Here is a 20,719-nt window from a genome sequence, read left to right as displayed (position 1 = left end):
CGGCCGTGGCGCCCGTCGGGGCACCACGGCCGTGGGAGGTACGCGTACCGGCCGGGCCGGTACCAGGTGGGCTACGCGCTCTGCTCGCTGTCCGCGTCCGCGCGCAGGGCCGCCATGGCCCGCCCGGTGACGTCGGCCACCGCGCCGAGCGCGGAGATCGTCACCACCAGGCCCTGCTTCTTGTAGTAGTCGATGATCGGCTCGGTCTCGCGGTGGTAGATCTCCAGCCGGTTGCGGACCTTGTCCGGGGCGTCGTCGTCACGCCGGTACAGCTCGCCGCCGCACTCGTCGCAGACACCCTCGGTCTTCGGCTGCTTGTACTCGACGTGGAAGACGTGCGCGCTGTCGTTGCGGCAGATCCGGCGGCCGGCGATCCGCTTGACCACCTCTTCCTCCGGGACCTCCAGGTCCAGCACGCCGTCGAGCGCGATGTCGTGCCGGGCCAGGTAGGCGTCCAGCGCCCGCGCCTGGTGCTCGTTGCGCGGGAAGCCGTCCAGCAGGAAGCCGCCGGCGGCGTCCGGGCGCTCCAGCCGGTCCTCGGCCATGCCGATGGTGACTTCGTCGGGCACCAGGTCGCCGGCGTCCATGTACGCCTTCGCCTGCTTGCCCAGGTCGGTGCCCTGGTTGATGTTGGCGCGGAACAGGTCGCCCGTGGAAATGTGCGGGATCGAGAGGTTCTTGGCGAGGAACGCGGCCTGCGTTCCCTTGCCTGCGCCGGGCGGCCCGACCAGGACGATACGCATCAGCGGAGGAACCCTTCGTAGTTACGCTGCTGGAGCTGGCTTTCGATCTGCTTCACGGTCTCCAGACCCACACCGACGATGATGAGGATGCTGGTGCCACCCAGAGGGAAGTTGCCGTTGCTCCCGTTGAAGATCGCGATCGCGACCGTCGGAACGAGGGCGATCAGGCCCAGGTACAGCGAACCGGGCCACGTGATGCGGTTGAGCACGTAACTCAGGTATTCAGCGGTGGGGCGACCGGCCCGGATACCCGGGATGAACCCACCATACTTCTTCATATTGTCGGCTACTTCTTCGGGGTTGAAGGAGATCGCGACGTAGAAGAAGGCGAAGAAGACGATCAGCAGGAAGTACGCGGCCATGTACGCCGGGTGATCACCCTTGGTGAAGTTGCGCTCGATCCACTGTGCCCAGCCGGCCGTCGACCCGGAGAACTGCACGATCAGCGCCGGGATGTAGAGCAGCGAGGAGGCGAAGATGACCGGGATCACACCGGCCTGGTTCACCTTGAGCGGGATGTACGTCGAGGTGCCGCCGTAGGACCGGCGGCCGATCATGCGTTTCGCGTACTGCACCGGGATACGGCGCTGGGCCTGTTCGACGAAGACCACCAGGCCGACCATGACCAGGCCGATCAGAATCACCGCGAGGAACTCGACCCAGCCGCCCGCGATGGTGCCGGAGACCTTGATGCCCCACAGCGAGCCGGGGAAGCCGGCCGCGATCGAGACGAACATCAGGATCGACATGCCGTTGCCGATGCCGCGGTCGGTGATCAGCTCGCCCAGCCACATGATCATCACGGTGCCCGCGGTCATGCAGGTCACCATGGTGACGGTGGTGAAGATCGACTGGTTCGGGACGATGTCGTTGCCCTTGGAGCAGGTCGAGAAGAGGTTGCCGGAGCGGGCGGTCGCCACCAGACCGGTGCCCTGCAGGATCGCCAGCGCGACCGTCAGGTACCGGGTGTACTGCGTGATCTTGGTGGTGCCGGCCTGCCCCTCCTTCTTCAGGGCCTCCAGCCGCGGAATCACCACGGTCAGCAGTTGCAGGATGATGCTCGCCGTGATGTACGGCATGATCCCGAGCGCGAAGATGGTGAGCTGGAGCAGAGCTCCGCCGCTGAACATGTTGACCAGACCGAAGAGGCTGTTGTTGCCCTTCGTCTGCTTCACACAGTCATTGACGACGCCGAAGTCGATACCGGGCACCGGGACGTGCGCGCCCAGCCGGTACACCACGATGATGGCCAGCGTGAAGAGCAGCTTCTTGCGCAGGTCGGGCGTCCTGAACGCCCGGGCGAACGCGGTGAGCACGGTGCCTCCTGCACCCCCCGCGCCACGGCGGAAGGACGGTCTCTGGTGAGATTTCTGACGGATAGGGGCTCGGCCACCTTACCGGCGACGTGGCCCCGGTAGGAATGACCCATCGGCCAGGGAAAATTCACAGAAATGAACGACCGGGGACGCCCTGAGGTACTGGGCGTCCCCGGTCGGGTTGCACATCCGGCTCAGACGAGCTCGGTGACGGTACCGCCGGCCGCGGTGATCTTCTCCTTGGCGGAGCCGGAGACCGCGTCCACGGTCACCTGCAGAGCCACGGAGACGTCGCCGGCGCCGAGCACCTTGACGAGCTGGTTCTTGCGCACGGCACCCTTGGCGACCAGGTCGGCAACGGTGACCTCACCACCCTCGGGGTAGAGGGCGGCGAGCTTGTCCAGGTTGACGACCTGGTACTCGGTGCGGAACGGGTTCTTGAAGCCCTTGAGCTTCGGGAGGCGCATGTGGAGGGGCATCTGCCCGCCCTCGAAGCGCTCCGGAACCTGGTAACGGGCCTTGGTGCCCTTGGTACCACGACCGGCCGTCTTGCCCTTGGACGCCTCGCCGCGACCCACACGGGTCTTGGCGGTCTTGGCGCCCGGAGCCGGACGGAGGTTGTGCACCTTGATCGGGTTGTCACCCATGATCAGTCGACCTCCTCGACCGTGACGAGGTGGCGGACGGTGTGGACCATGCCGCGGATCTCCGGGCGGTCCTCCTTGACCACGACGTCGTGCAGGCGCTTGAGCCCGAGCGAACGCAGGGTGTCACGGTGGTTCTGCTTGCTGCCGATGTAGGACTTGGTCTGCGTGACCTTCAGGCGCGCCATCACACACCGACCCCGGCTCGGGCGCGCAGCAGCGCGGCCGGCGCGACATCCTCGATCGGCAGACCGCGGCGGGCGGCGATCTCCTCGGGCCGCTGAAGGCCCTGGAGCGCGGCCACCGTGGCGTGCACGATGTTGATCGCGTTGTCCGAGCCGAGGCTCTTGGACAGCACGTCGTGGATGCCCGCGCACTCCAGCACGGCGCGCACCGGGCCACCGGCGATCACACCGGTACCGGGGGAAGCCGGCTTGAGCAAGACGACGCCCGCGGCCTTCTCGCCCTGGATCGGGTGCGGGATGGTGCCCTGGATACGGGGGACCTTGAAGAAGTGCTTCTTGGCCTCCTCAACACCCTTGGCGATGGCGGCCGGCACCTCCTTGGCCTTGCCGTAGCCGACACCGACGGTGCCGTCGCCATCGCCCACCACGACCAGCGCGGTGAAGCTGAAGCGACGACCACCCTTCACAACCTTGGCGACGCGATTGATCGCGACGACCCGCTCGACATAGGCGGTCTTCTCGGCCTGCTGGCCGCCGTCCCGCCGGTCCTTACGGTCCCGTCGCTCGCCGCCACCGGCACCGCTTCCGCGGCGCTGGGGTCCAGCCATTGGAATTACCTCTCTTCGTTATCCGCTAGCTAACGGAACCGGTCAGAACTTCAGACCGGCTTCGCGGGCGGCGTCCGCCAGGGCGGCGATCCGCCCAGCGTACTGGTTGCCGCCACGGTCGAATACGACAGCTTCGACGCCCTTGGCCTTCGCACGCTCGGCCACGAGCTGGCCGACCTGCTTCGCCTTGGCGCTCTTGTCGCCTTCGCCGCCGCGGATGGACGCGTCGAGGGTCGACGCCGACGCGAGCGTGTGGCCCGCGAGGTCGTCGATGACCTGCGCCACGATGCCGCGGTTGGACCGCGTCACCACCAGGCGCGGGCGCTCGGTCGTACCGTTGACGCGCTTGCGGACCCGAATGTGGCGCCGCTTGAGCGCCGCACCCTTGTACGCCTTGCCCTTGGCGATCTTCACACCGTATGCCATGGCTACTTACCAGCCTTTCCGACCTTGCGGCGGATGACTTCGCCGGCGTACTTGACGCCCTTCGCCTTGTACGGGTCAGGCTTCCGCAGCTTGCGGATATTGGCGGCCACTTCGCCGACCTTCTGCTTGTCGATGCCCTCGACGGAGAACTTCACCGGGGACTCGACCTTGAAGGAGATGCCCTCGGGGGCCTCGACGAGAATCGGGTGGCTGTATCCCAGCGCGAACTCCAGGTTGGAGCCCTTCGCCTGGACGCGGTACCCGACTCCGCTGATCTCAAGGGACTTGCTGTAGCCCGCGGTCACGCCGGTGATCATGTTCGCCACCAGCGTGCGGGACAGGCCGTGCAGGGCCTTCGAGACACGCTCGTCGTTGGGGCGGGTGACCAGCAGCACGCCGTCCTCGCCCTTTGCGATCTCGATCGGCGCGGCAACGGTGTGGGTGAGGGAGCCCTTGGGGCCCTTCACCGCAACCGTGCGGCCGTCGATGGTGACGTCCACTCCGGCGGGAACCGAGATGGGCAGCTTGCCGATGCGCGACATTGCTCTACCTCTCTTTCCCGGTTACCAGACGTAGGCGAGGACTTCCCCACCCACGCCCTTCTTCTGCGCCTGCTGGCCGGTGAGCAGACCGTGCGACGTGGAGATGATCGCCACGCCCAGGCCGCCCAGCACCCGAGGCAGGTTGGTGGACTTTGCGTAGACCCGAAGACCCGGCTTGCTGATCCGCTTGATGCCGGCGATCGAGCGCTCGCGGTTGGGGCCGAACTTCAGCTCGAGGATGAGGTTCTTGCCGACCTCGGCCTCCTCGACCTTCCAGCCGGTGATGTAACCCTCCTGCTGGAGGATCTCCGCGATGTGCGACTTGATCTTGCTGAACGGCATCCCGACTTCGTCGTGGTACGCCGAGTTAGCGTTCCGCAGACGGGTCAGCATGTCTGCGATGGGGTCGGTCATGGTCATGAGTTGGCCCTGGGCCTCTCTCGCCGGGGTTTCCTGTCTGCTCCGTCCCTCTCCCCCGGCTTGAGCCGGGAGCGGGTGTGGTGCGGGGACCTACGGCGTAGTGGATCGGGTCCTGATGTCCGGAAGAGGACTACCAGGAGCTCTTGGTCACGCCCGGCAGCTCGCCACGGTGGGCCATCTCACGAAGGCACACGCGGCACAGGCCGAACTTGCGGTAGACGGAGTGCGGCCGGCCACAGCGCTGGCAGCGGTTGTACGCGCGCACAGCGAACTTGGGCTTGCGAGCCGACTTAGCGATCAGAGCCTTCTTCGCCACGGTCAGTTCTCCTTGAACGGGAAGCCGAGGTGACGAAGGAGGGCACGACCCTCGTCGTCGTTGGTCGCCGTGGTGACCACGGTGATGTCCATGCCCCGGACCCGGTCGATCTTGTCCTGGTCGATCTCGTGGAACATGACCTGCTCCGTGAGACCGAAGGTGTAGTTGCCCCGGCCGTCGAACTGCTTCGGCGACAGGCCCCGGAAGTCGCGGATACGCGGCAGCGCCAGCGACAGCAGGCGGTCCAGGAACTCCCACATCCGGTCACCGCGCAGCGTGACGTGCGCGCCGATCGGCTGACCCTCACGCAGCTTGAACTGCGCGATGGACTTACGGGCCTTGGTGACCTGCGGCTTCTGGCCGGTGATCGTGGCGAGGTCGCGGATCGCGCCCTCGATCAGCTTGGAGTCGCGGGCGGCGTCGCCCACACCCATGTTGACCACGATCTTGGTGAGACCGGGGACCTGCATGACGTTCGCGTAGTCGAACTGCTCACGCAGCTTGCCCGCGATCTCCTCGCGGTAGCGCGTCTTGAGACGCGGAGCGGTGCTGGTGGTAGCGGCACCTGAAGTTGCAGTAGTCATCTCAGATGTCCTCACCGGTCCGCTTGGCAACGCGGATCTTGGTGCCCTCGTCGTCAAAGCGGTAGCCGACGCGGGTCACGACCTTCTTGCCGTCCTTCTCAACAACCAGCTGCACGTTGCTGACGTGGATCGGCGCCTCGGTGGTGATGATCCCGCCGGTCTTCGAACCGCGGTCGGTCTGGCCGGCCTTGGTGTGCTTCTTGACCCGGTTGACACCCTCGACCAGGACCCGGTCCTCGCGGGGGAAGGCCACGATGACCTTGCCCTGCTTGCCCTTGTCCTTGCCGGTGATGACCTGGACCAGGTCGCCCTTCTTGATCTTCATCGGTTACAGCACCTCCGGCGCGAGCGAGACGATCTTCATGAACTTCTTCTCGCGCAGCTCACGGCCCACCGGGCCGAAGATACGGGTGCCGCGGGGGTCGCCGTCGTTCTTGAGAAGCACGGCGGCGTTCTCGTCGAAGCGGATGTACGAGCCGTCGGCGCGACGGCGCTCCTTGACGGTCCGGACGATGACCGCCTTGACGACCTCGCCCTTCTTCACGTTGCCACCGGGGATCGCGTCCTTGACGGTGGCGACGATGACGTCACCGATGCCCGCGTAGCGGCGACCCGAACCACCGAGAACACGGATGCAAAGGATCTCCTTGGCACCAGTGTTGTCGGCGACACGAAGTCGCGACTCCTGCTGGATCACGTCTGTCTCCTGTTTGTCTGCCGGTTCCCGGCGGGCGCCACGCAAGCTGACCTGCGTGGCGCCCGCCGAGCCTGGCGGAACCGTCCTGCGAGGGAATCCCCGCAGGAATTACTGGGTTACTTGGCCTTCTCGAGGATCTCCACGACACGCCAGCGCTTCGTCGCGGACTGCGGCCGGGTCTCCATCAGGAGGACGCGGTCGCCGATGCCTGCGGCGTTCTGCTCGTCGTGTGCCTTGAGCTTGTTGGTGCGGCGGATGACCTTGCCGTAGAGCGCGTGCTTCACGCGGTCCTCGACAGCGACCACAACGGTCTTGTCCATCTTGTCGCTGACCACGAGACCCTCACGGGTCTTGCGGAAGCCGCGCGCGTCACTGGCGGGGGTCTCAGTCACATTCTTCTCGCTCATCAGGCGCTCTCCACCGTCTCGATGCCGAGCTCACGCTCACGCATGAGGGTGTAGATCCGGGCGATTTCCTTGCGGACGGTCTTGAGCCGGGTGTTGTTCTCAAGCTGTCCGGTGGCCGCCTGGAAGCGGAGGTTGAACAGCTCCTCCTTGGCCTCACGCAGCTTGCCGACGAGGTCCTCGTCGCCAAGCTGGCGCAGCTCGGTCGCCTTGGTACCGGCCGCCATCACGACTCACCTGCCTCGCGCCGCACGATGCGGCACTTCATCGGAAGCTTGTGCGCGGCACGAGTGAGCGCCTCGCGCGCAACCTTCTCATTCGGGAAGGACAGCTCGAACATCACCCGACCGGGCTTGACGTTCGCGATCCACCACTCCGGCGAACCCTTACCGGAACCCATGCGGGTCTCGGCCGGCTTCTTCGTCAGCGGGCGGTCCGGGTAGATGTTGATCCAGACCTTGCCGCCACGCTTGATGTGGCGGGTGATGGAGATACGAGCGGACTCGATCTGCCGGTTGGTCACGTAGGCGGGGGTGACGGCCTGCAGGCCGAACTCGCCGAACGCCAGCTCCGTGCCGCCCTTGGCCATACCGCGCCGGGTGGGGTGGTGCTGCTTGCGGTGCTTGACCCTACGGGGGATCAGCATGGTACTTAGCCTTCCGTTCCGGGGGTCTCAGCAGCCGGAGCCGCCGCCTCGACAGGAGCGGGCGCGTCGGCCTTGGGGGCCGCTGCGGCACCGTCCGTCTGGGGACGACGACCACGGCCGCCGCGCTCGCCACCGCGGCGCTGCGGACGCTCGTTGCCACCGCCACGGGCCGGGCGGTTGCCGGCACGGGCCGCGGCGTTGTCGGCGCGGACCTCGGCGATGTTCTTCACGTCGCCCTTGTAGATCCACACCTTCACACCGATCCGGCCGAAGGTGGTCTTGGCCTCGAAGAAGCCGTAGTCCACGTTCGCCCGCAGGGTGTGCAGCGGCACCCGGCCCTCGCGGTAGAACTCCGAGCGGGACATCTCGGCGCCGCCGAGACGGCCACCGCACTGGATCTTGATGCCCTTGGCGCCGGCCTTCAGCGTGCCCTGCATGCTCTTGCGCATGGCACGGCGGAAGGAGACCCGGGAGGAGAGCTGCTCGGCGACCGCCTGGGCCACCAGCTGCGCGTCCATCTCGGGGTTCTTGACCTCGAGGATGTTCAGCTGGACCTGCTTGCCGGTCAGCTTCTCCAGGTCACCGCGGATACGGTCGGCCTCCGCGCCGCGACGGCCGATGACGATGCCCGGCCGGGCGGTGTGGATGTCGACGCGGACGCGGTCACGGGTGCGCTCGATCTCCACCTTGGAGATGCCGGCCCGCTCCATGCCCTGCGTCATCATCCGGCGGATGGCGACGTCTTCCTTGACGTAGTCCTTGTAGAGCTTGTCGGCGTACCACCGGGACTTGAAGTCCGTGGTGATGCCGAGCCGGAACCCGTAAGGGTTAACCTTCTGGCCCATTACCGGGTCCCTTCCTTGCTGGCAACGACCACGGTGATGTGACTCGTCCGCTTGCGGATGCGGTAGGCGCGGCCCTGGGCGCGCGGCCGGAACCGCTTCAGGGTCGGACCCTCGTCCACGTACGCCTCGCTGATGAACAGCGACTCGGCGTCCGTGTGGTCGTAGTTGTGCGCGGCGTTGGCGATGGCGCTGTCGAGCACCTTGCCCACCGGCTCGCTCGCGGCCTGCGGCGTGAAACGCAGGACCGCCTGAGCCTCCGTGGCATCCATGCCACGGATGAGGTCCACCACGCGGCGGGCCTTCATGGGCGTGACGCGGATGTACCGCGCCTGGGCCCTGGCTTCCATGGTTGTCCCTTCAGTGTCTGTCATGGTCGGTCGCTTCTCGCCGCTGGTCAGCGACGCCGCGCCTTGCGGTCGTCCTTCTCGTGACCGCGGAAGGTGCGGGTCGGCGCGAACTCGCCGAGCTTGTGGCCGACCATCGACTCAGTGACAAACACCGGGACGTGCTTACGGCCGTCGTGCACCGCGATCGTGTGGCCCAGCATGGCCGGGACGATCATCGAGCGGCGGGACCAGGTCTTGATGACGTTCTTGGTGCCTGCTTCGTTCTGGACATCCACCTTCTTGATCAGGTGGTCGTCGACGAAGGGCCCCTTCTTGAGACTCCGCGGCATCTAAACCCGCTCCTAGCGCTTCTTGTTCGTCTTGCGGCGGCGGACGATGTACTTGTTGCTCGCCTTCTTGGGAGAACGAGTACGACCCTCCTTCTGACCCCAGGGCGAGACCGGGTGGCGACCACCGGAGGTCTTGCCCTCACCACCACCGTGCGGGTGGTCCACCGGGTTCATGGCGACACCGCGGACGGTCGGGCGAACGCCCTTCCACCGCATGCGGCCGGCCTTGCCCCAGTTGATGTTCGACTGCTCGGCGTTGCCGACCTCACCGATGGTGGCGCGGCAGCGGACGTCGACCATCCGGACCTCGCCGGACGGCATGCGAAGGGTGGCCATGTTGCCTTCCTTCGCCAGCAGCTGCACCGAGGCGCCCGCGGAGCGGGAGATCTTGGCGCCGCCACCGGGCCGCAGCTCGATCGCGTGGATCGTGGTACCGACCGGGATGTTGCGCAGCGGCAGGTTGTTGCCCGGCTTGATGTCGGCGCTGGGGCCGTTCTCGATCCGGTCGCCCTGCTGCAGGCGGGCGGGGGCGAGGATGTAGCGCTTCTCGCCGTCCGCGTAGTGCAGCAGCGCGATGCGCGCGGTGCGGTTGGGGTCGTATTCGATGTGCGCGACCTTGGCGGGCACGCCGTCCTTGTCGTGCCGACGGAAGTCGATCACTCGGTAGGCGCGCTTGTGGCCACCGCCCTGGTGGCGAACGGTCACACGACCGGCGTTGTTACGGCCGCCCTTGCTGTGCAGCGGGCGGACCAGCGACTTCTCCGGCGTGGACCGCGTGATCTCGACGAAGTCGGCGACGCTGGAGCCACGACGGCCCGGGGTCGTCGGCTTGTACTTGCGGATACCCATTTCTCAGTCCTCGGAATATTCCGGACTTCGACTCGAACCGATCCCCGTTAGGAGACCGGGCCGCCGAAGATGTCGATGCGGTCGCCCTCGGCAAGGGTCACGATGGCGCGCTTGGTGTTGGCGCGCTTTCCGAAACCGGTGCGGGTGCGCTTGCGCTTGCCCTGCCGGTTGATCGTGTTGACCCCGGTGACCTTGACCTGGAAGACCGCCTCGACGGCCTGCTTGATCTGGGTCTTGTTGGCGCGCGGGTCGACGACGAAGGTGTACTTGTTGTCGTCCAGCAGCGCGTAGCTCTTCTCGGAGACGACCGGCTTGATCAGCAGGTCGCGCGGGTCCGTGAAGGTCTTGCTGGTGATCGAGGCGGCCGGCACCTGGTCGGTGACCTCGGTCAGTTCGGTCTGCTCGGCCATCAGGCGTCGCTCCCTTCGGTCTCGGCGGCGCCGGTACCGGGGACACTGACGAACCGGTCGAAGGCGGCCTTGGTGAAGACCACGTCGTCGGAGACGAGCACGTCGTACGTGTTGAGCTGGCCGGCCTCCAGGATGTGCACCTGGGGGAGGTTGCGGGCGGACAGCCACCCGGCCTCGTCGGCCCGCTCGACGACGAGCAGCACGTTCTTGCGCTCGCTGATCTTGCCCAGCAGCGTCTTCGCGGCCTTGGTCGACGGCGTCTCGCCCTCGACGATGCCGGTCACGACGTGGATACGGCTGTGCCGGGCGCGGTCGGTCAGGGCACCGCGCAGGGCGGCCCTGATCATCTTCTTGGGCGTGCGCTGCGAGTAGTCGCGCGGCACGGGGCCGTGCACGACGCCACCGCCGGCGAACTGCGGTGCGCGGGTCGAGCCCTGACGGGCGCGGCCGGTGCCCTTCTGGCGGTACGGCTTCTTGCCACCACCGCGGACCTCGCCACGCGTCTTGACCTTGTGCGTGCCCTGGCGGGCCGCGGCAAGCTGCGCGACGACGACCTGGTGGATCAGCGGGATGCTGACCTTGGCGTCGAAGATCTCGGCCGGGAGCTCTACGGTCCCGGCGGTGTCGCCCGCGGGCGACAGGATGTCGATGCTGGTGCTCATATCCTTCAGGCCCCCTTGGCCGCGCTGCGGACCAGGACGAGGCCGCCGTTCGGACCGGGAACCGCGCCCTTGATGAGCAGCAGGCCCTTCTCCGCGTCAACGGCGTGAACGGTCAGGTTCTGGGTGGTGACCCGCTCGTTGCCCATGCGGCCCGCCATACGCAGACCCTTGAACACGCGGCCCGGGGTGGCGCAGCCACCGATGGAGCCGGGAGAGCGGTGCTTGCGCTGGACACCGTGGCCGGCGCCGAGGCCCTTGAAGTTGTGGCGCTTCATGACACCGGCGAAGCCCTTGCCCTTGCTCTTGCCGGTCACGTCGACCTTGACACCGGCCTCGAACACCTCGGCGGTGATCTCCTGGCCGAGGGTGTACTCGGCGGCGTCGGCCGTGCGCAGCTCCACGAGGTGGCGGCGCGGGGTGACGTCGGCCTTGGCGAAGTGGCCCTTGAGGGGCTTGTTCACCTTGCGCGGGTCGATCTCGCCGAAGGCGAGCTGGACCGACTCGTAGCCGTCGGCGTCGTTCGTACGCACCTGGGTCACAACGTTCGGGCCGGCCTTGACCACGGTCACCGGGACGACACGGTTGTTCTCGTCCCAGACCTGGGTCATGCCGAGCTTCTCGCCCAGGATGCCCTTGATCTGCTTGGTCATCTTCTCCGCGCCTCTCAGAGCTTGATCTCGATGTCGACGCCGGCCGGCAGGTCCAGGCGCATCAACGAGTCAACGGTCTTGGGCGTCGGGTCGAGGATGTCGATCAGGCGCTTGTGCGTGCGCATCTCGAAGTGCTCGCGCGAGTCCTTGTACTTGTGCGGCGACTTGATGACGCAGTACACGTTCTTCTCAGTGGGCAGCGGCACCGGGCCCGCGACCTGCGCACCAGTACGGGTCACCGTCTCGACGATCTTCTTCGCCGAAGAGTCGATGACCTCGTGGTCGTAGGCCTTGAGCCGGATGCGGATCTTCTGTCCCGCCATGGCTACTCCGTAGTCCTTGTCTCTTTTTACGCTCTGGCATCCGCTTGTCCGACCCACGCGGTCGGGCGTGTCGCGTCTCTCGCACATGACTTTCCGCATGCGGAAAGGCCCTGCACCAGGGATTTGCGTGGGAGATCTCACCCACCGGATGCCTGATCGGAGCCGCGTTGACACTTCCCGGAAGATTCCCGTACGTCCGCCCCAGCGCTGCCCGGAGGGCAGATAAGGACGACGAGTACTGTGGGACTCGCTTCCGGTCCTCCCGACGGGAGGCGCGCAACATCGGCGCTCGACCGAGCAACTTGGGTAGTCTGCCATACCGGACGCACCGGACGCCAATCGAGCCGGGTAGCTTACCCCGTGGCCCGGAACACCCAAACCTGGGCGGGGCGGGTCCGGACAGGTCCCGATCACCGCCCGCGCGGGGCCGTCGCCCCGCCGGTGTCCGCCCCGCCCGCCCGGGCGGCGGTCAACAGGGGCGCGCGGCAGGCGCTTTGAGGCGCGAAACGTGGCCTATTGGCGCTCTGTCCCGATACCCGCCCGCCCGGGTAACTTTCCAAGGTGAGCCTATGGACTTCCCTGGAGCCCCCGTCCACGACTGTCGACGCGGGCAGCACCGCGGCCGTGCGCCTTCGCATCCGCAACACCGGCGACGTCGTCGACGAGTACCGCTTCACCGTCGTCGGTGACCTCGCGCCCTACATCACCGCCGAACCGGCGACCCTCCGCCTCTACCCGGGCACCACGGGCACGGTCGAGCTCACGGTCGCGCCGCCCCGCACCCCCGACGCCACCGCCGGGCCGCACCCCTACGCCGTGCAGATCACCCCGTCCGAGCAGCCCGAGGCGACCACCGTCCCCGAGGGCAACATCACGGTGACGCCGTTCGTCGAGGTGCGCGCGGAACTCGTCCCGCACACCGTCAAGGGGCGCTTCCGGGGACGGCCCAAGCTGGCTGTCGACAACCTCGGCAACACCGCCCTCACCGCCTCCGTGACCGGCGAGGACAACGGCGACCAGCTCGGCTACGAGATCGTCCCGTCCAACGTCCGTATCGAGCCGGGCCGAGCGGCCTTCGTCGCCGCCACGTTGAAGCCCCGCCAGATCATCTGGATCGGCGCCAAGCAGAACCGGCCGTACCGGCTGTCGGTGTCCCGCTCGGGGGTCAGCCCGCTGACCGTGGACGGCGCCTACGTCCAGCGCGGCGTCCTGCCCCGCTGGCTCTTCACCGCCCTCACCCTCTGCCTGGGGCTCGTCATCGTCGGCGTCGCGCTCTGGTTCACCCATGCGCCCGCCCTCAGCAGCCGGGCCACGCCACTCGTCCAGCAGAGCACCGCGAGTGTGCTCCCCAGCCCGAGTTCCGCGCCCGCGCCGCCGCAGCCGGCCGCCACCACCCCGAGTGCGGCGGTGCCCACCACCCCGCAGGACACCCCGGCCCGCGGAGGCGGCGGCACCAGCGGCGGAGGCGGCAGCAGCGGTAGCAGCAGCGGTGGGGGCCACGGCGGCGGAAGCAGCGGTGGGAGCGGCAGCGGCCCCAAGCACACGACGCCGCCCGCCAGCGGGAGTTCGGCCGTCGAGCTGGTCGGCCAGGGCTCCCACCGGTGCATCACGGTGACGGACGGCGTCGCGCCGGGGGGCAAGGACGGCAAGCCGCTGGAGCTGTGGGACTGTAGCGGCGCCGCCTGGCAGCAGTGGACCTTCGTCCTGGACGGGAAGGCCGACTACCGGGGCACCATCCACTCGCTGGGACTGTGCATGGACGTCGCCAACGCGAACACGGCCGCCGGCACCACGGTCCAGCTGGCCAACTGCAACGGCGGCCCGGCCCAGGTGTGGACCCTCAACACCACCACGGGCGGCGATCTGGTGAGCATCCTCGCCAACAAGTGCGTGGCCGCGGTCAACAAGGGAACCGGCAACGGGACCAAGTTGCAGTTGGCGGACTGCGCCGGCACCTCCAACCAGAAGTGGGTCCGGGCCAAACCGTGAGGGTGCGGAAGGTCAGGCGACATGCGGCCGGCGTCCTCGGCACACCGCTGTGGGGTGTCAGGCCATGACCGGCGCCGGCCCGCACCGATGCCCGGTCCGGCGCTCGCCGGGCGACCGCTCCGCACCGGGGGCGGGCGGTCGCGAAACTGACACGCCCCGCCGCCTGCGCAGCCGGCCGTACTAGGGTCACGGGAATCCACCTAGTGCAGGGAGGCCCGCGATGGCGGTGAAGGCCCAGGGTTCGGGTGCCCTGCTGCGGCTGCGGAAGGTCAGCAGGAACTACGGGAAGCGGCAGGCGCTGCTGCCGCTGGACCTGGATGTGACCGCCGGGAAGTGCACCGCGCTGTTCGGGCACAACGGGTCGGGCAAGTCGACGCTGCTGCGGATCGCGTCCGGCCGCGACGCCCCCACCAGCGGCCAGGCGCTCTTCGCCGGGCGGCCGATCAGCGAGGACGACCCGGAGGTACGCGCCCGGGTCGCCGTGGTCGGTGACACCGTGGCCTGCTACCCCGACCTCACCGTGCGCGAGCACCTGGAACTGGTGACGGTCGCGCACGCCGTCGACGACGCGGCCGGCTGGATCGACCAGGTGCTCGCCGACCGGCGGCTGTCCGACCACGCGGACGCGCTGCCCGGCGCCCTGTCCTCCGGCCAGATGCAGTCCCTGCTGCTGGCCGCCGCGCTGGTCCGCCCGCGGGACCTGCTGGTCCTGGACGAGCCCGAGCAGCGGCTCGACCCCGACGCCCGGCAGCGGCTGGCCGAACTGCTGGTCGCCGAGAAGGAGAGCGGCGTGGCGGTGCTGCTCGCCACCCACCAGGCCGAGCTGGCCGAGGCGGTCGCCGACCACCTGGTCGCCCTGGAGGACGGCCGGGTCGCCGCCCAGGGCCCGCCGGCCGACGTGCTGCGGCAGCTCGGCGCGGGCGCATGACCGGCAGCAGCCGCGCCTCGGCGGACACCCCCGAGGGGCCCGGACTCGCGGACCACGACGCCGACATGACCGACAGCCCCGCGCCCGACAGCCCCGTACCCGGCGAGCTCGCACCCGACGACCCGGCAGCCGACGACCCGGCAGCCGACGACCCCGACACGTACGCTTCCGGCGGCTGGAGCGAGGCCGACGACGACCGCACCACCGAGACGCTCGCCTGGCTGCGGACCAAGCGCAAGGCCCACCGCCGCCGGCAGGGCCGCGACCTGGCGGTGCTGCTCTACTCCGTGCTGCTCGCCGTCGTCGGCTACGGCAGCGGGCTGGCCGTGCACTTCCTGCGCGGCCTCGACGAAGGGACGGACTACGGCGGTTTCGGCGCCGGTCTGACCCGCGGCCTGCCCGCCCTGTTCACCGCGCTGAGCCTGCTGCTGTTCCTGGTCTCGGCCCGCGACGCGCTGTGGCGCGGCCCGGTGGTGCTGCCCGGCCCGGCCGTGGGCTGGCTGCTGGCGCAGCCCGTGCGGCGCGCGGCGGTGCTGCGGCCGTGGTTCCGGCTCTCCGCCGGGCTCGCGCTGATCCCCGGCGTGCTCGGCGGCGTCGCGGGGGCGGTGGCGCTGCGCGTCACCGGCCAGGCGTCCATCGGCGAGGCTCTGCCGGCCGCGCTGCCCGCCGCCGTCTGCCTGCCCCTGCTCGCGGTCGCCTTCGGCATGGCCGTGGAGCGCCGCCCGGACCGCGCCAGGACCGTACGGCGCTGGACCGCGCCCGCCGTCCTGCTGCTGGCCGCGCTCGGCGCGCAGACCGGGCTGGCCGGCTCCGGGCACCGGGTCCGGCCGCTGGAGTGGGTCGAGTTGTGGTCGGGGCCGTGGGGCTGGGCCGCCCAGCCGGTGGTCCGCGCCTGCGGCGGCAGCGTGCCGGGCTGGCCGGCCGCCCTGGCGCTGCTGCTGGCCGCCACCGCCGCCGCGGTCGTGCTCGCCCACCGCGAGGCCGCCGCCGTACCGACCGGGCAACTGCGGGCCAGGGCCGCCACCGCCACCACCGTCGCCTCGGTCGCCTGGTCGCTCGAACTGCGCGCCGCCAAGCTCGCCCTGCTGGAGGCCGGCGGCGGTGACGCCACCCGCATGGTCCGGCTGCCGCCCCCGCGCGGGCGCTGGGCCCGGCACCTCGCCGTCGTCTGGCGCGACGCCCTGACGCTGCTGCGCGCGCCCGGCCGGGTCGGCCGGGCCGTGCTGTGGACGGCCGCCGCCGCGACCGCGGCCGGGCTCGGCGCCGACCTCGGCGGCGAGCGGCGCCCGGTCGGCCTGGTGGTGGGCCTGGTCTGCGGCTACCTCGCGGTCGGCGCGCTCGCCGAGTCCGCCCGGGTCGAGACCGACGACCTGCGCCGCGCGGCCTGGTCGCCGTACCGGCTGCGCGGCCTCATGCTGCAACACGGCATCGTGCCGGCCGTCGTGGGCGCGGTCCTCGGCCTGCTCGCCGCGGTGCCCTTCGCGCTGCACGGCGCCCCGATCGCCCTGCTCTACCTGCCGCTGTGCGCCTTCCCGTTCACCGCCGCCGCGCTCTACGGCGCCTGCCGCGGCCCCGCCCGCACCCAGCTCATGTTCCTCGGCGGCGGCTCCCCCATCGGCTCCCCCGGGCCCCTCATCTACCTCGCGTGGTACGCGGCCGGGCCGCTCGTCGCGGTGACGGTACTGGCGCTCACGCTCTCCCACGGCGCCCCCGCCACCGTGCTGACGGTCACGGTGCTCCTCACGGCGGCCATCGCCTACGCGGCGAGCGCGGCAGCGAACAAGCTCCTGCGCTGACCCTCCACACGCAAGAAGGTGCCCCACTCCAAGCGGAGTGGGGCACCTCGGCTACGGCTCAACGAGCCCGCAGGACTTACTTGTTGATCTTGGTGACCTGGCCGGCGCCCACCGTACGACCACCCTCACGGATGGCGAACTTCAGGCCCTCCTCCATGGCGACCGGCTGGATCAGCGAGACCGTCATGGCGGTGTTGTCGCCCGGCATGACCATCTCGGTGCCCTCGGGGAGGGTCACCACGCCGGTCACGTCCGTGGTACGGAAGTAGAACTGCGGGCGGTAGTTGTTGAAGAACGGCGTGTGGCGGCCGCCCTCGTCCTTGGACAGGATGTACGCCTGCGCCTCGAACTCGGTGTGCGGGGTGACCGTGCCCGGCTTGATGATGACCTGGCCGCGCTCGACGTCCTCGCGCTTGATGCCGCGAAGCAGCAGACCGACGTTCTCACCGGCCTGGCCCTCGTCGAGCAGCTTGCGGAACATCTCGATGCCGGTGACCGTGGTGGTGGTCTTCTCGGTCTTGATGCCGATGATGTCCACGGTCTCGTTGACCTTGAGCACACCGCGCTCGATACGACCGGTGACGACGGTGCCACGACCGGTGATCGTGAAGACGTCCTCGATCGGCATCAGGAACGGCTTCTCGACGTCACGCTCGGGGGTGGGGATCGACTCGTCGACGGCCTTCATCAGGCCGAGCAGCTTCTCGCCCCACTCCTTGTCGCCCTCGAGGGCCTTGAGCGCGGAGACGCGCACGACCGGCAGGTCGTCGCCCGGGAACTCGTACTCGGAGAGCAGCTCGCGCACCTCGAGCTCGACGAGCTCCAGGATCTCCTCGTCGTCCACCATGTCGGCCTTGTTCAGGGCCACCACGATGTACGGCACGCCGACCTGGCGGGCCAGCAGCACGTGCTCCTTGGTCTGCGGCATCGGGCCGTCGGTCGCGGCGACCACCAGGATCGCGCCGTCCATCTGCGCGGCACCGGTGATCATGTTCTTGATGTAGTCCGCGTGACCGGGGCAGTCGACGTGCGCGTAGTGACGCGACTCGGTCTGGTACTCGACGTGCGCGATCGAGATGGTGATACCGCGCTGGCGCTCCTCAGGAGCCTTGTCGATCTGGTCGAAGGCCGAAGCCTCGTTGAGTTCCGGGTACGCGTCGTGCAGCACCTTGGTAATCGCCGCGGTAAGCGTGGTCTTACCGTGGTCGATGTGACCGATGGTGCCGATGTTGACGTGCGGCTTAGTCCGCTCGAACTTCGCCTTCGCCACTGGGGTCCTCCTGGGAGTGGATCTGTACGCCTTGGTTCATCGGCGCCAGGTGATCTTTGCTGGAATGCCGACCCGGGGGCGTTTCCGACACATTGTGCCGGAAACACCCCGAAAGCCTGCTGTCAAGCCTAAACGAGGTACCGAGGGGTACTACTCGCCCTTGGCCTTCGCGATGATCTCCTCTGCGACGTTCCGCGGAACCTCGGCGTAGGAGTCGAACTGCATGGAGTAGCTGGCCCGGCCCGAGGTCTTGGACCGCAGGTCACCGACGTAGCCGAACATCTCCGACAGCGGAACCAGGCCCTTGACGACCCGGGCGCTGCTGCGCTCCTCCATGGCCTGGATCTGGCCACGGCGGGAGTTGAGGTCGCCGATGACGTCGCCCATGTAGTCCTCGGGGGTGGTGACCTCGACGGCCATCATCGGTTCGAGAAGCACGGGGCTCGCCTTGCGGGCACCCTCCTTGAACGCCTGCGAACCGGCGATCTTGAACGCCAGCTCGGAGGAGTCGACCTCGTGGTAGCCGCCGTCGAGCAGGGTGACGCGGACGCCCACCATCTCGTAGCCGGCCAGGATGCCGAACTTCATGGCCTCCTGCGCACCCGCGTCCACCGAGGGGATGTACTCGCGGGGGATGCGGCCACCGGTGACCTTGTTGACGAACTCGTAGGTCGCGTCGCCGCCTTCCAGCGGCTCCAGCATGATCTGCACCTTGGCGAACTGACCGGTACCACCGGTCTGCTTCTTGTGGGTGTAGTCGATGCGCTCGACCGTCTTGCGAATGGTCTCGCGATACGCGACCTGCGGCTTGCCGACGTTGGCCTCGACCCGGAACTCGCGCCGCATCCGGTCGACCAGCACCTCGAGGTGCAGTTCGCCCATGCCGCCGATGATGGTCTGGCCGGTCTCCTCGTCCGAGTGGACCTGGAAGGAGGGGTCCTCCTCCGAGAGCCGCTGGATGGCGACACCCAGCTTCTCCTGGTCGCCCTTGGACTTGGGCTCGATCGCGACCTCGATCACCGGCGCCGGGAAGTCCATCGACTCCAGGATCACCGGGTTCTTGTCGTCGCACAGCGTCTCACCGGTGGTGGTCTGCTTCAGACCCATCACGGCGATGATGTCGCCGGCGCCCACCGACTCGATCTCCTCACGCTTGTTCGCGTGCATGCGGTAGATCTTGCCGATGCGCTCCTTCTTGCCCTTGACCGAGTTCAGCACCGCTGTACCCGACACCAGGCGGCCCGAGTAGACCCGGACGAAGGTGAGCTTGCCCAGGTGCGGGTCGCTCATGATCTTGAACGCGAGACCGGAGAACGGCTCGTCGTCCGACGGCTTGCGCTTGATGATCTCGTCGGCGTCACCGACGGCGTGGCCCTCGATGGCCTCGACGTCCAGCGGCGACGGGAGGTAGCGCACGACCGCGTCGAGCAGGGGCTGCACGCCCTTGTTCTTGAACGCGGTGCCGCAGAACACGGGGGTGACGGTGACCGAGTCCGCGCTGCCCTTGGAGGCGAGCGTGATCCGGCGGATGGCCGCCATCAGCTGCTCCTGGGTGGGCTCCTGGCCCTCCAGGTACAGCTCCATCATCTCGTCGTCGTGCTCGGCGACAGCCTCGAGCAGCTTGCCGTGCCACTCCTCGGCCGCCTCGACGTGCGTGTCCGGGATGTCGACGACGTCGTACATCTCGCCCTTGGTCGCTTCGAGCGACCAGACCAGGGCCTTCATCTGGACGAGGTCGACCACGCCCTTGAAGTCGGCCTCCGCGCCGATCGGAAGCTGCATGACCAGCGGCACCGCGCCGAGGCGGTCCACGATCATGTCGACGCAGCGGTGGAACTCCGCGCCGGTGCGGTCGAGCTTGTTGACGAAGCAGATGCGGGGCACGCCGTAACGGTCGGCCTGACGCCAGACCGTCTCGGACTGCGGCTCCACACCGGCGACACCGTCGAACACGGTCACGGCGCCGTCGAGGACGCGCAGCGAACGCTCCACCTCGACGGTGAAGTCGACGTGGCCGGGGGTGTCGATGATGTTGATGGTGTGGTCGACATCGTCGAGCGGCCAGTGACAGGTCGTCGCGGCCGACGTGATGGTGATGCCGCGCTCCTGCTCCTGCTCCATCCAGTCCATGGTGGCAGCGCCGTCGTGGACTTCACCGATCTTGTAGGAGACACCGGTGTAGAACAGAATCCGCTCGGTGGTCGTCGTCTTGCCCGCGTCGATGTGGGCCATGATCCCGATGTTGCGGACCTTGGCCAGGTCAAGCGAAGTGGTGGCCATGTGGCTCAGTCTTCTCTCGGTTTCGATGGGGGTGGTGACTACCAGCGGTAGTGCGCGAAGGCCTTGTTGGACTCGGCCATCTTGTGCGTGTCCTCGCGGCGCTTCACGGAGGCGCCGAGGCCATTGCTGGCGTCGAGGATCTCGTTCATCAGTCGCTCGGTCATGGTCTTCTCGCGACGGGCGCGGGAGTACCCGACCATCCAGCGCAGCGCCAGCGTGTTCTGGCGGCCCGGACGGACCTCGACCGGCACCTGGTAGGTCGCGCCGCCGACGCGGCGGGACTTGACCTCAAGGGTCGGCTTGATGTTCTCCAGAGCGCGCTTGAGCGTGATGACCGGGTCGGCGCCGGCCTTCTCGCGCACGCCCTCGAGAGCGCCGTACACGATGCGCTCGGCGGTGGAGCGCTTCCCGTGCAGGAGGATCTTGTTGACCAGCGAGGTCACCAGCGGGGAGCCGTAAACCGGGTCGATGATGACCGGGCGCTTCGGGGCGGGGCCCTTACGAGGCATG

29 protein-coding genes are annotated in these 20,719 nt (G+C 68.5%); 3 read left to right on the top strand and 26 right to left on the bottom strand.

The annotated features are described in order from the left end of the window. Nucleotides 1-71: 71 nt before the first annotated feature. The 23 genes from ACIPAE_RS21680 to rpsJ form a co-directional block, all read right to left on the bottom strand. A complete protein-coding gene (locus ACIPAE_RS21680) occupies nucleotides 72-743 on the bottom strand; it encodes an adenylate kinase (RefSeq protein WP_329365785.1) in 672 nt (223 codons plus the stop codon). Beyond that, nucleotides 743-2,059: a preprotein translocase subunit SecY gene (gene secY / locus ACIPAE_RS21675; RefSeq protein WP_328468115.1), complete on the bottom strand. Its 1,317-nt coding sequence runs from the start codon at nucleotides 2,057-2,059 to the stop codon at nucleotides 743-745. Before secY ends, ACIPAE_RS21680 begins: the two co-directional genes overlap by 1 nt. Before the next feature lie 194 nt (nucleotides 2,060-2,253). Continuing rightward, nucleotides 2,254-2,706 carry a 50S ribosomal protein L15 gene (gene rplO / locus ACIPAE_RS21670; RefSeq protein WP_402447262.1) on the bottom strand — a complete coding sequence of 151 codons (453 nt, stop codon included), beginning with the start codon at nucleotides 2,704-2,706 and terminating at the stop codon, nucleotides 2,254-2,256. 2 nt (nucleotides 2,707-2,708) lie between these two features. Next, nucleotides 2,709-2,891 carry a 50S ribosomal protein L30 gene (gene rpmD, locus ACIPAE_RS21665; RefSeq protein WP_031524772.1) on the bottom strand — a complete coding sequence of 61 codons (183 nt, stop codon included), beginning with the start codon at nucleotides 2,889-2,891 and terminating at the stop codon, nucleotides 2,709-2,711. Then, complete coding sequence (gene rpsE / locus ACIPAE_RS21660) at nucleotides 2,891-3,496, bottom strand: 30S ribosomal protein S5 (RefSeq protein WP_031524774.1); 606 nt, start codon at nucleotides 3,494-3,496, stop codon at nucleotides 2,891-2,893. Before rpsE ends, rpmD begins: the two co-directional genes overlap by 1 nt. A gap of 42 nt (nucleotides 3,497-3,538) precedes the next feature. Continuing rightward, nucleotides 3,539-3,922 (bottom strand): 50S ribosomal protein L18, encoded by a 384-nt coding sequence (gene rplR / locus ACIPAE_RS21655; RefSeq protein WP_328468113.1) that lies wholly within the window; start codon nucleotides 3,920-3,922, stop codon nucleotides 3,539-3,541. 2 nt (nucleotides 3,923-3,924) lie between these two features. Next, nucleotides 3,925-4,464, bottom strand: coding sequence for a 50S ribosomal protein L6 (rplF, locus tag ACIPAE_RS21650; protein ID WP_328468111.1), 540 nt, complete (start codon nucleotides 4,462-4,464; stop codon nucleotides 3,925-3,927). A gap of 21 nt (nucleotides 4,465-4,485) precedes the next feature. After that, a complete protein-coding gene (rpsH, locus tag ACIPAE_RS21645; protein ID WP_328468109.1) occupies nucleotides 4,486-4,884 on the bottom strand; it encodes a 30S ribosomal protein S8 in 399 nt (132 codons plus the stop codon). Between the two features lie 130 nt (nucleotides 4,885-5,014). Beyond that, a complete protein-coding gene (locus ACIPAE_RS21640; RefSeq protein ID WP_093713218.1) occupies nucleotides 5,015-5,200 on the bottom strand; it encodes a type Z 30S ribosomal protein S14 in 186 nt (61 codons plus the stop codon). A 2-nt stretch (nucleotides 5,201-5,202) separates the two neighbouring features. Then, nucleotides 5,203-5,784: a 50S ribosomal protein L5 gene (gene rplE / locus ACIPAE_RS21635; RefSeq protein WP_329365791.1), complete on the bottom strand. Its 582-nt coding sequence runs from the start codon at nucleotides 5,782-5,784 to the stop codon at nucleotides 5,203-5,205. 1 nt (nucleotide 5,785) lies between these two features. Then, nucleotides 5,786-6,109 (bottom strand): 50S ribosomal protein L24, encoded by a 324-nt coding sequence (gene rplX, locus ACIPAE_RS21630; RefSeq protein WP_328468103.1) that lies wholly within the window; start codon nucleotides 6,107-6,109, stop codon nucleotides 5,786-5,788. A gap of 3 nt (nucleotides 6,110-6,112) precedes the next feature. Then, nucleotides 6,113-6,481 carry a 50S ribosomal protein L14 gene (rplN, locus tag ACIPAE_RS21625; RefSeq protein ID WP_103886911.1) on the bottom strand — a complete coding sequence of 123 codons (369 nt, stop codon included), beginning with the start codon at nucleotides 6,479-6,481 and terminating at the stop codon, nucleotides 6,113-6,115. Nucleotides 6,482-6,597: 116 nt separating this feature from the next. Next, a complete protein-coding gene (gene rpsQ, locus ACIPAE_RS21620) occupies nucleotides 6,598-6,888 on the bottom strand; it encodes a 30S ribosomal protein S17 (RefSeq protein WP_328468101.1) in 291 nt (96 codons plus the stop codon). Further along, entirely contained in the window at nucleotides 6,888-7,112 is a 225-nt protein-coding gene (rpmC, locus tag ACIPAE_RS21615) for a 50S ribosomal protein L29 (protein WP_328468099.1), read from the bottom strand. Before rpmC ends, rpsQ begins: the two co-directional genes overlap by 1 nt. Further along, nucleotides 7,112-7,531, bottom strand: coding sequence for a 50S ribosomal protein L16 (gene rplP, locus ACIPAE_RS21610; RefSeq protein ID WP_093786106.1), 420 nt, complete (start codon nucleotides 7,529-7,531; stop codon nucleotides 7,112-7,114). Before rplP ends, rpmC begins: the two co-directional genes overlap by 1 nt. A 5-nt stretch (nucleotides 7,532-7,536) precedes the next feature. Then, on the bottom strand, nucleotides 7,537-8,376 hold the full coding sequence (rpsC, locus tag ACIPAE_RS21605; protein WP_328468096.1) for a 30S ribosomal protein S3: 840 nt from the start codon (nucleotides 8,374-8,376) through the stop codon (nucleotides 7,537-7,539). Further along, entirely contained in the window at nucleotides 8,376-8,723 is a 348-nt protein-coding gene (rplV, locus tag ACIPAE_RS21600) for a 50S ribosomal protein L22 (RefSeq protein WP_328468094.1), read from the bottom strand. Before rplV ends, rpsC begins: the two co-directional genes overlap by 1 nt. A gap of 47 nt (nucleotides 8,724-8,770) precedes the next feature. Beyond that, a complete protein-coding gene (rpsS, locus tag ACIPAE_RS21595) occupies nucleotides 8,771-9,052 on the bottom strand; it encodes a 30S ribosomal protein S19 (RefSeq protein ID WP_202235517.1) in 282 nt (93 codons plus the stop codon). A 12-nt stretch (nucleotides 9,053-9,064) separates the two neighbouring features. Next, complete coding sequence (gene rplB / locus ACIPAE_RS21590) at nucleotides 9,065-9,901, bottom strand: 50S ribosomal protein L2 (RefSeq protein ID WP_202235516.1); 837 nt, start codon at nucleotides 9,899-9,901, stop codon at nucleotides 9,065-9,067. A 47-nt stretch (nucleotides 9,902-9,948) separates the two neighbouring features. Then, entirely contained in the window at nucleotides 9,949-10,311 is a 363-nt protein-coding gene (gene rplW / locus ACIPAE_RS21585) for a 50S ribosomal protein L23 (protein ID WP_402447255.1), read from the bottom strand. Further along, on the bottom strand, nucleotides 10,311-10,973 hold the full coding sequence (rplD, locus tag ACIPAE_RS21580; RefSeq protein WP_328468086.1) for a 50S ribosomal protein L4: 663 nt from the start codon (nucleotides 10,971-10,973) through the stop codon (nucleotides 10,311-10,313). Before rplD ends, rplW begins: the two co-directional genes overlap by 1 nt. A gap of 5 nt (nucleotides 10,974-10,978) precedes the next feature. Continuing rightward, on the bottom strand, nucleotides 10,979-11,623 hold the full coding sequence (gene rplC / locus ACIPAE_RS21575) for a 50S ribosomal protein L3 (protein WP_103886919.1): 645 nt from the start codon (nucleotides 11,621-11,623) through the stop codon (nucleotides 10,979-10,981). Between the two features lie 14 nt (nucleotides 11,624-11,637). Then, nucleotides 11,638-11,946, bottom strand: a complete 309-nt coding sequence (gene rpsJ, locus ACIPAE_RS21570) for a 30S ribosomal protein S10 (protein ID WP_014144312.1) — start codon at nucleotides 11,944-11,946, stop codon at nucleotides 11,638-11,640. 561 nt (nucleotides 11,947-12,507) lie between these two features. Between rpsJ and ACIPAE_RS21565 the strand changes: the two genes are divergently transcribed. The 3 genes from ACIPAE_RS21565 (at nucleotide 12,508) to ACIPAE_RS21555 (ending at nucleotide 16,659) form a co-directional block, all read left to right on the top strand. Continuing rightward, nucleotides 12,508-13,935, top strand: a complete 1,428-nt coding sequence (locus tag ACIPAE_RS21565) for a ricin-type beta-trefoil lectin domain protein (RefSeq protein WP_402447254.1) — start codon at nucleotides 12,508-12,510, stop codon at nucleotides 13,933-13,935. Nucleotides 13,936-14,155: 220 nt separating this feature from the next. Next, a complete protein-coding gene (locus tag ACIPAE_RS21560) occupies nucleotides 14,156-14,863 on the top strand; it encodes an ABC transporter ATP-binding protein (protein ID WP_329365802.1) in 708 nt (235 codons plus the stop codon). Further along, nucleotides 14,860-16,659: a hypothetical protein gene (locus ACIPAE_RS21555; RefSeq protein ID WP_402447252.1), complete on the top strand. Its 1,800-nt coding sequence runs from the start codon at nucleotides 14,860-14,862 to the stop codon at nucleotides 16,657-16,659. The genes ACIPAE_RS21560 and ACIPAE_RS21555 overlap by 4 nt, the downstream gene beginning before the upstream one ends. A gap of 76 nt (nucleotides 16,660-16,735) precedes the next feature. Here ACIPAE_RS21555 and tuf read toward each other — a convergent pair whose 3' ends face one another. The 3 genes from tuf to rpsG form a co-directional block, all read right to left on the bottom strand. Continuing rightward, nucleotides 16,736-17,929 carry an elongation factor Tu gene (gene tuf, locus ACIPAE_RS21550; RefSeq protein WP_329365806.1) on the bottom strand — a complete coding sequence of 398 codons (1,194 nt, stop codon included), beginning with the start codon at nucleotides 17,927-17,929 and terminating at the stop codon, nucleotides 16,736-16,738. A 150-nt stretch (nucleotides 17,930-18,079) separates the two neighbouring features. Further along, complete coding sequence (fusA, locus tag ACIPAE_RS21545; protein WP_329365808.1) at nucleotides 18,080-20,209, bottom strand: elongation factor G; 2,130 nt, start codon at nucleotides 20,207-20,209, stop codon at nucleotides 18,080-18,082. A gap of 38 nt (nucleotides 20,210-20,247) precedes the next feature. Next, nucleotides 20,248-20,718 carry a 30S ribosomal protein S7 gene (gene rpsG, locus ACIPAE_RS21540; protein ID WP_073492360.1) on the bottom strand — a complete coding sequence of 157 codons (471 nt, stop codon included), beginning with the start codon at nucleotides 20,716-20,718 and terminating at the stop codon, nucleotides 20,248-20,250. Nucleotide 20,719: the final 1 nt, after the last annotated feature.

This window comes from Streptomyces sp. NPDC087270 (assembly GCF_044744625.1).
Classification (GTDB): Bacteria; Actinomycetota; Actinomycetes; order Streptomycetales; family Streptomycetaceae; genus Actinacidiphila.
Note: the sequence above shows the minus strand (reverse complement) of the source record. Positions and strands in the feature narration are given on the sequence as shown.

Coding starts and splice junctions, on each gene's coding strand:
- ACIPAE_RS21680 (WP_329365785.1), bottom strand. CDS start 743: ATGCGTATCGTCCTGGTCGGGCCGCCCGGCGCAGGCAAGGGAACGCAG.
- rplO (WP_402447262.1), bottom strand. CDS start 2,706: ATGGGTGACAACCCGATCAAGGTGCACAACCTCCGTCCGGCTCCGGGC.
- rpmD (WP_031524772.1), bottom strand. CDS start 2,891: ATGGCGCGCCTGAAGGTCACGCAGACCAAGTCCTACATCGGCAGCAAG.
- rpsE (WP_031524774.1), bottom strand. CDS start 3,496: ATGGCTGGACCCCAGCGCCGCGGAAGCGGTGCCGGTGGCGGCGAGCGA.
- rplR (WP_328468113.1), bottom strand. CDS start 3,922: ATGGCATACGGTGTGAAGATCGCCAAGGGCAAGGCGTACAAGGGTGCG.
- rplF (WP_328468111.1), bottom strand. CDS start 4,464: ATGTCGCGCATCGGCAAGCTGCCCATCTCGGTTCCCGCCGGAGTGGAC.
- rpsH (WP_328468109.1), bottom strand. CDS start 4,884: ATGACCATGACCGACCCCATCGCAGACATGCTGACCCGTCTGCGGAAC.
- rplE (WP_329365791.1), bottom strand. CDS start 5,784: ATGACTACTGCAACTTCAGGTGCCGCTACCACCAGCACCGCTCCGCGT.
- rplX (WP_328468103.1), bottom strand. CDS start 6,109: ATGAAGATCAAGAAGGGCGACCTGGTCCAGGTCATCACCGGCAAGGAC.
- rpsQ (WP_328468101.1), bottom strand. CDS start 6,888: ATGAGCGAGAAGAATGTGACTGAGACCCCCGCCAGTGACGCGCGCGGC.
- rpmC (WP_328468099.1), bottom strand. CDS start 7,112: ATGGCGGCCGGTACCAAGGCGACCGAGCTGCGCCAGCTTGGCGACGAG.
- rplP (WP_093786106.1), bottom strand. CDS start 7,531: ATGCTGATCCCCCGTAGGGTCAAGCACCGCAAGCAGCACCACCCCACC.
- rpsC (WP_328468096.1), bottom strand. CDS start 8,376: ATGGGCCAGAAGGTTAACCCTTACGGGTTCCGGCTCGGCATCACCACG.
- rplV (WP_328468094.1), bottom strand. CDS start 8,723: ATGGAAGCCAGGGCCCAGGCGCGGTACATCCGCGTCACGCCCATGAAG.
- rpsS (WP_202235517.1), bottom strand. CDS start 9,052: ATGCCGCGGAGTCTCAAGAAGGGGCCCTTCGTCGACGACCACCTGATC.
- rplB (WP_202235516.1), bottom strand. CDS start 9,901: ATGGGTATCCGCAAGTACAAGCCGACGACCCCGGGCCGTCGTGGCTCC.
- rplW (WP_402447255.1), bottom strand. CDS start 10,311: ATGGCCGAGCAGACCGAACTGACCGAGGTCACCGACCAGGTGCCGGCC.
- rplD (WP_328468086.1), bottom strand. CDS start 10,973: ATGAGCACCAGCATCGACATCCTGTCGCCCGCGGGCGACACCGCCGGG.
- rplC (WP_103886919.1), bottom strand. CDS start 11,623: ATGACCAAGCAGATCAAGGGCATCCTGGGCGAGAAGCTCGGCATGACC.
- rpsJ (WP_014144312.1), bottom strand. CDS start 11,946: ATGGCGGGACAGAAGATCCGCATCCGGCTCAAGGCCTACGACCACGAG.
- ACIPAE_RS21560 (WP_329365802.1), top strand. CDS start 14,156: ATGGCGGTGAAGGCCCAGGGTTCGGGTGCCCTGCTGCGGCTGCGGAAG.
- ACIPAE_RS21555 (WP_402447252.1), top strand. CDS start 14,860: ATGACCGGCAGCAGCCGCGCCTCGGCGGACACCCCCGAGGGGCCCGGA.
- fusA (WP_329365808.1), bottom strand. CDS start 20,209: ATGGCCACCACTTCGCTTGACCTGGCCAAGGTCCGCAACATCGGGATC.
- rpsG (WP_073492360.1), bottom strand. CDS start 20,718: ATGCCTCGTAAGGGCCCCGCCCCGAAGCGCCCGGTCATCATCGACCCG.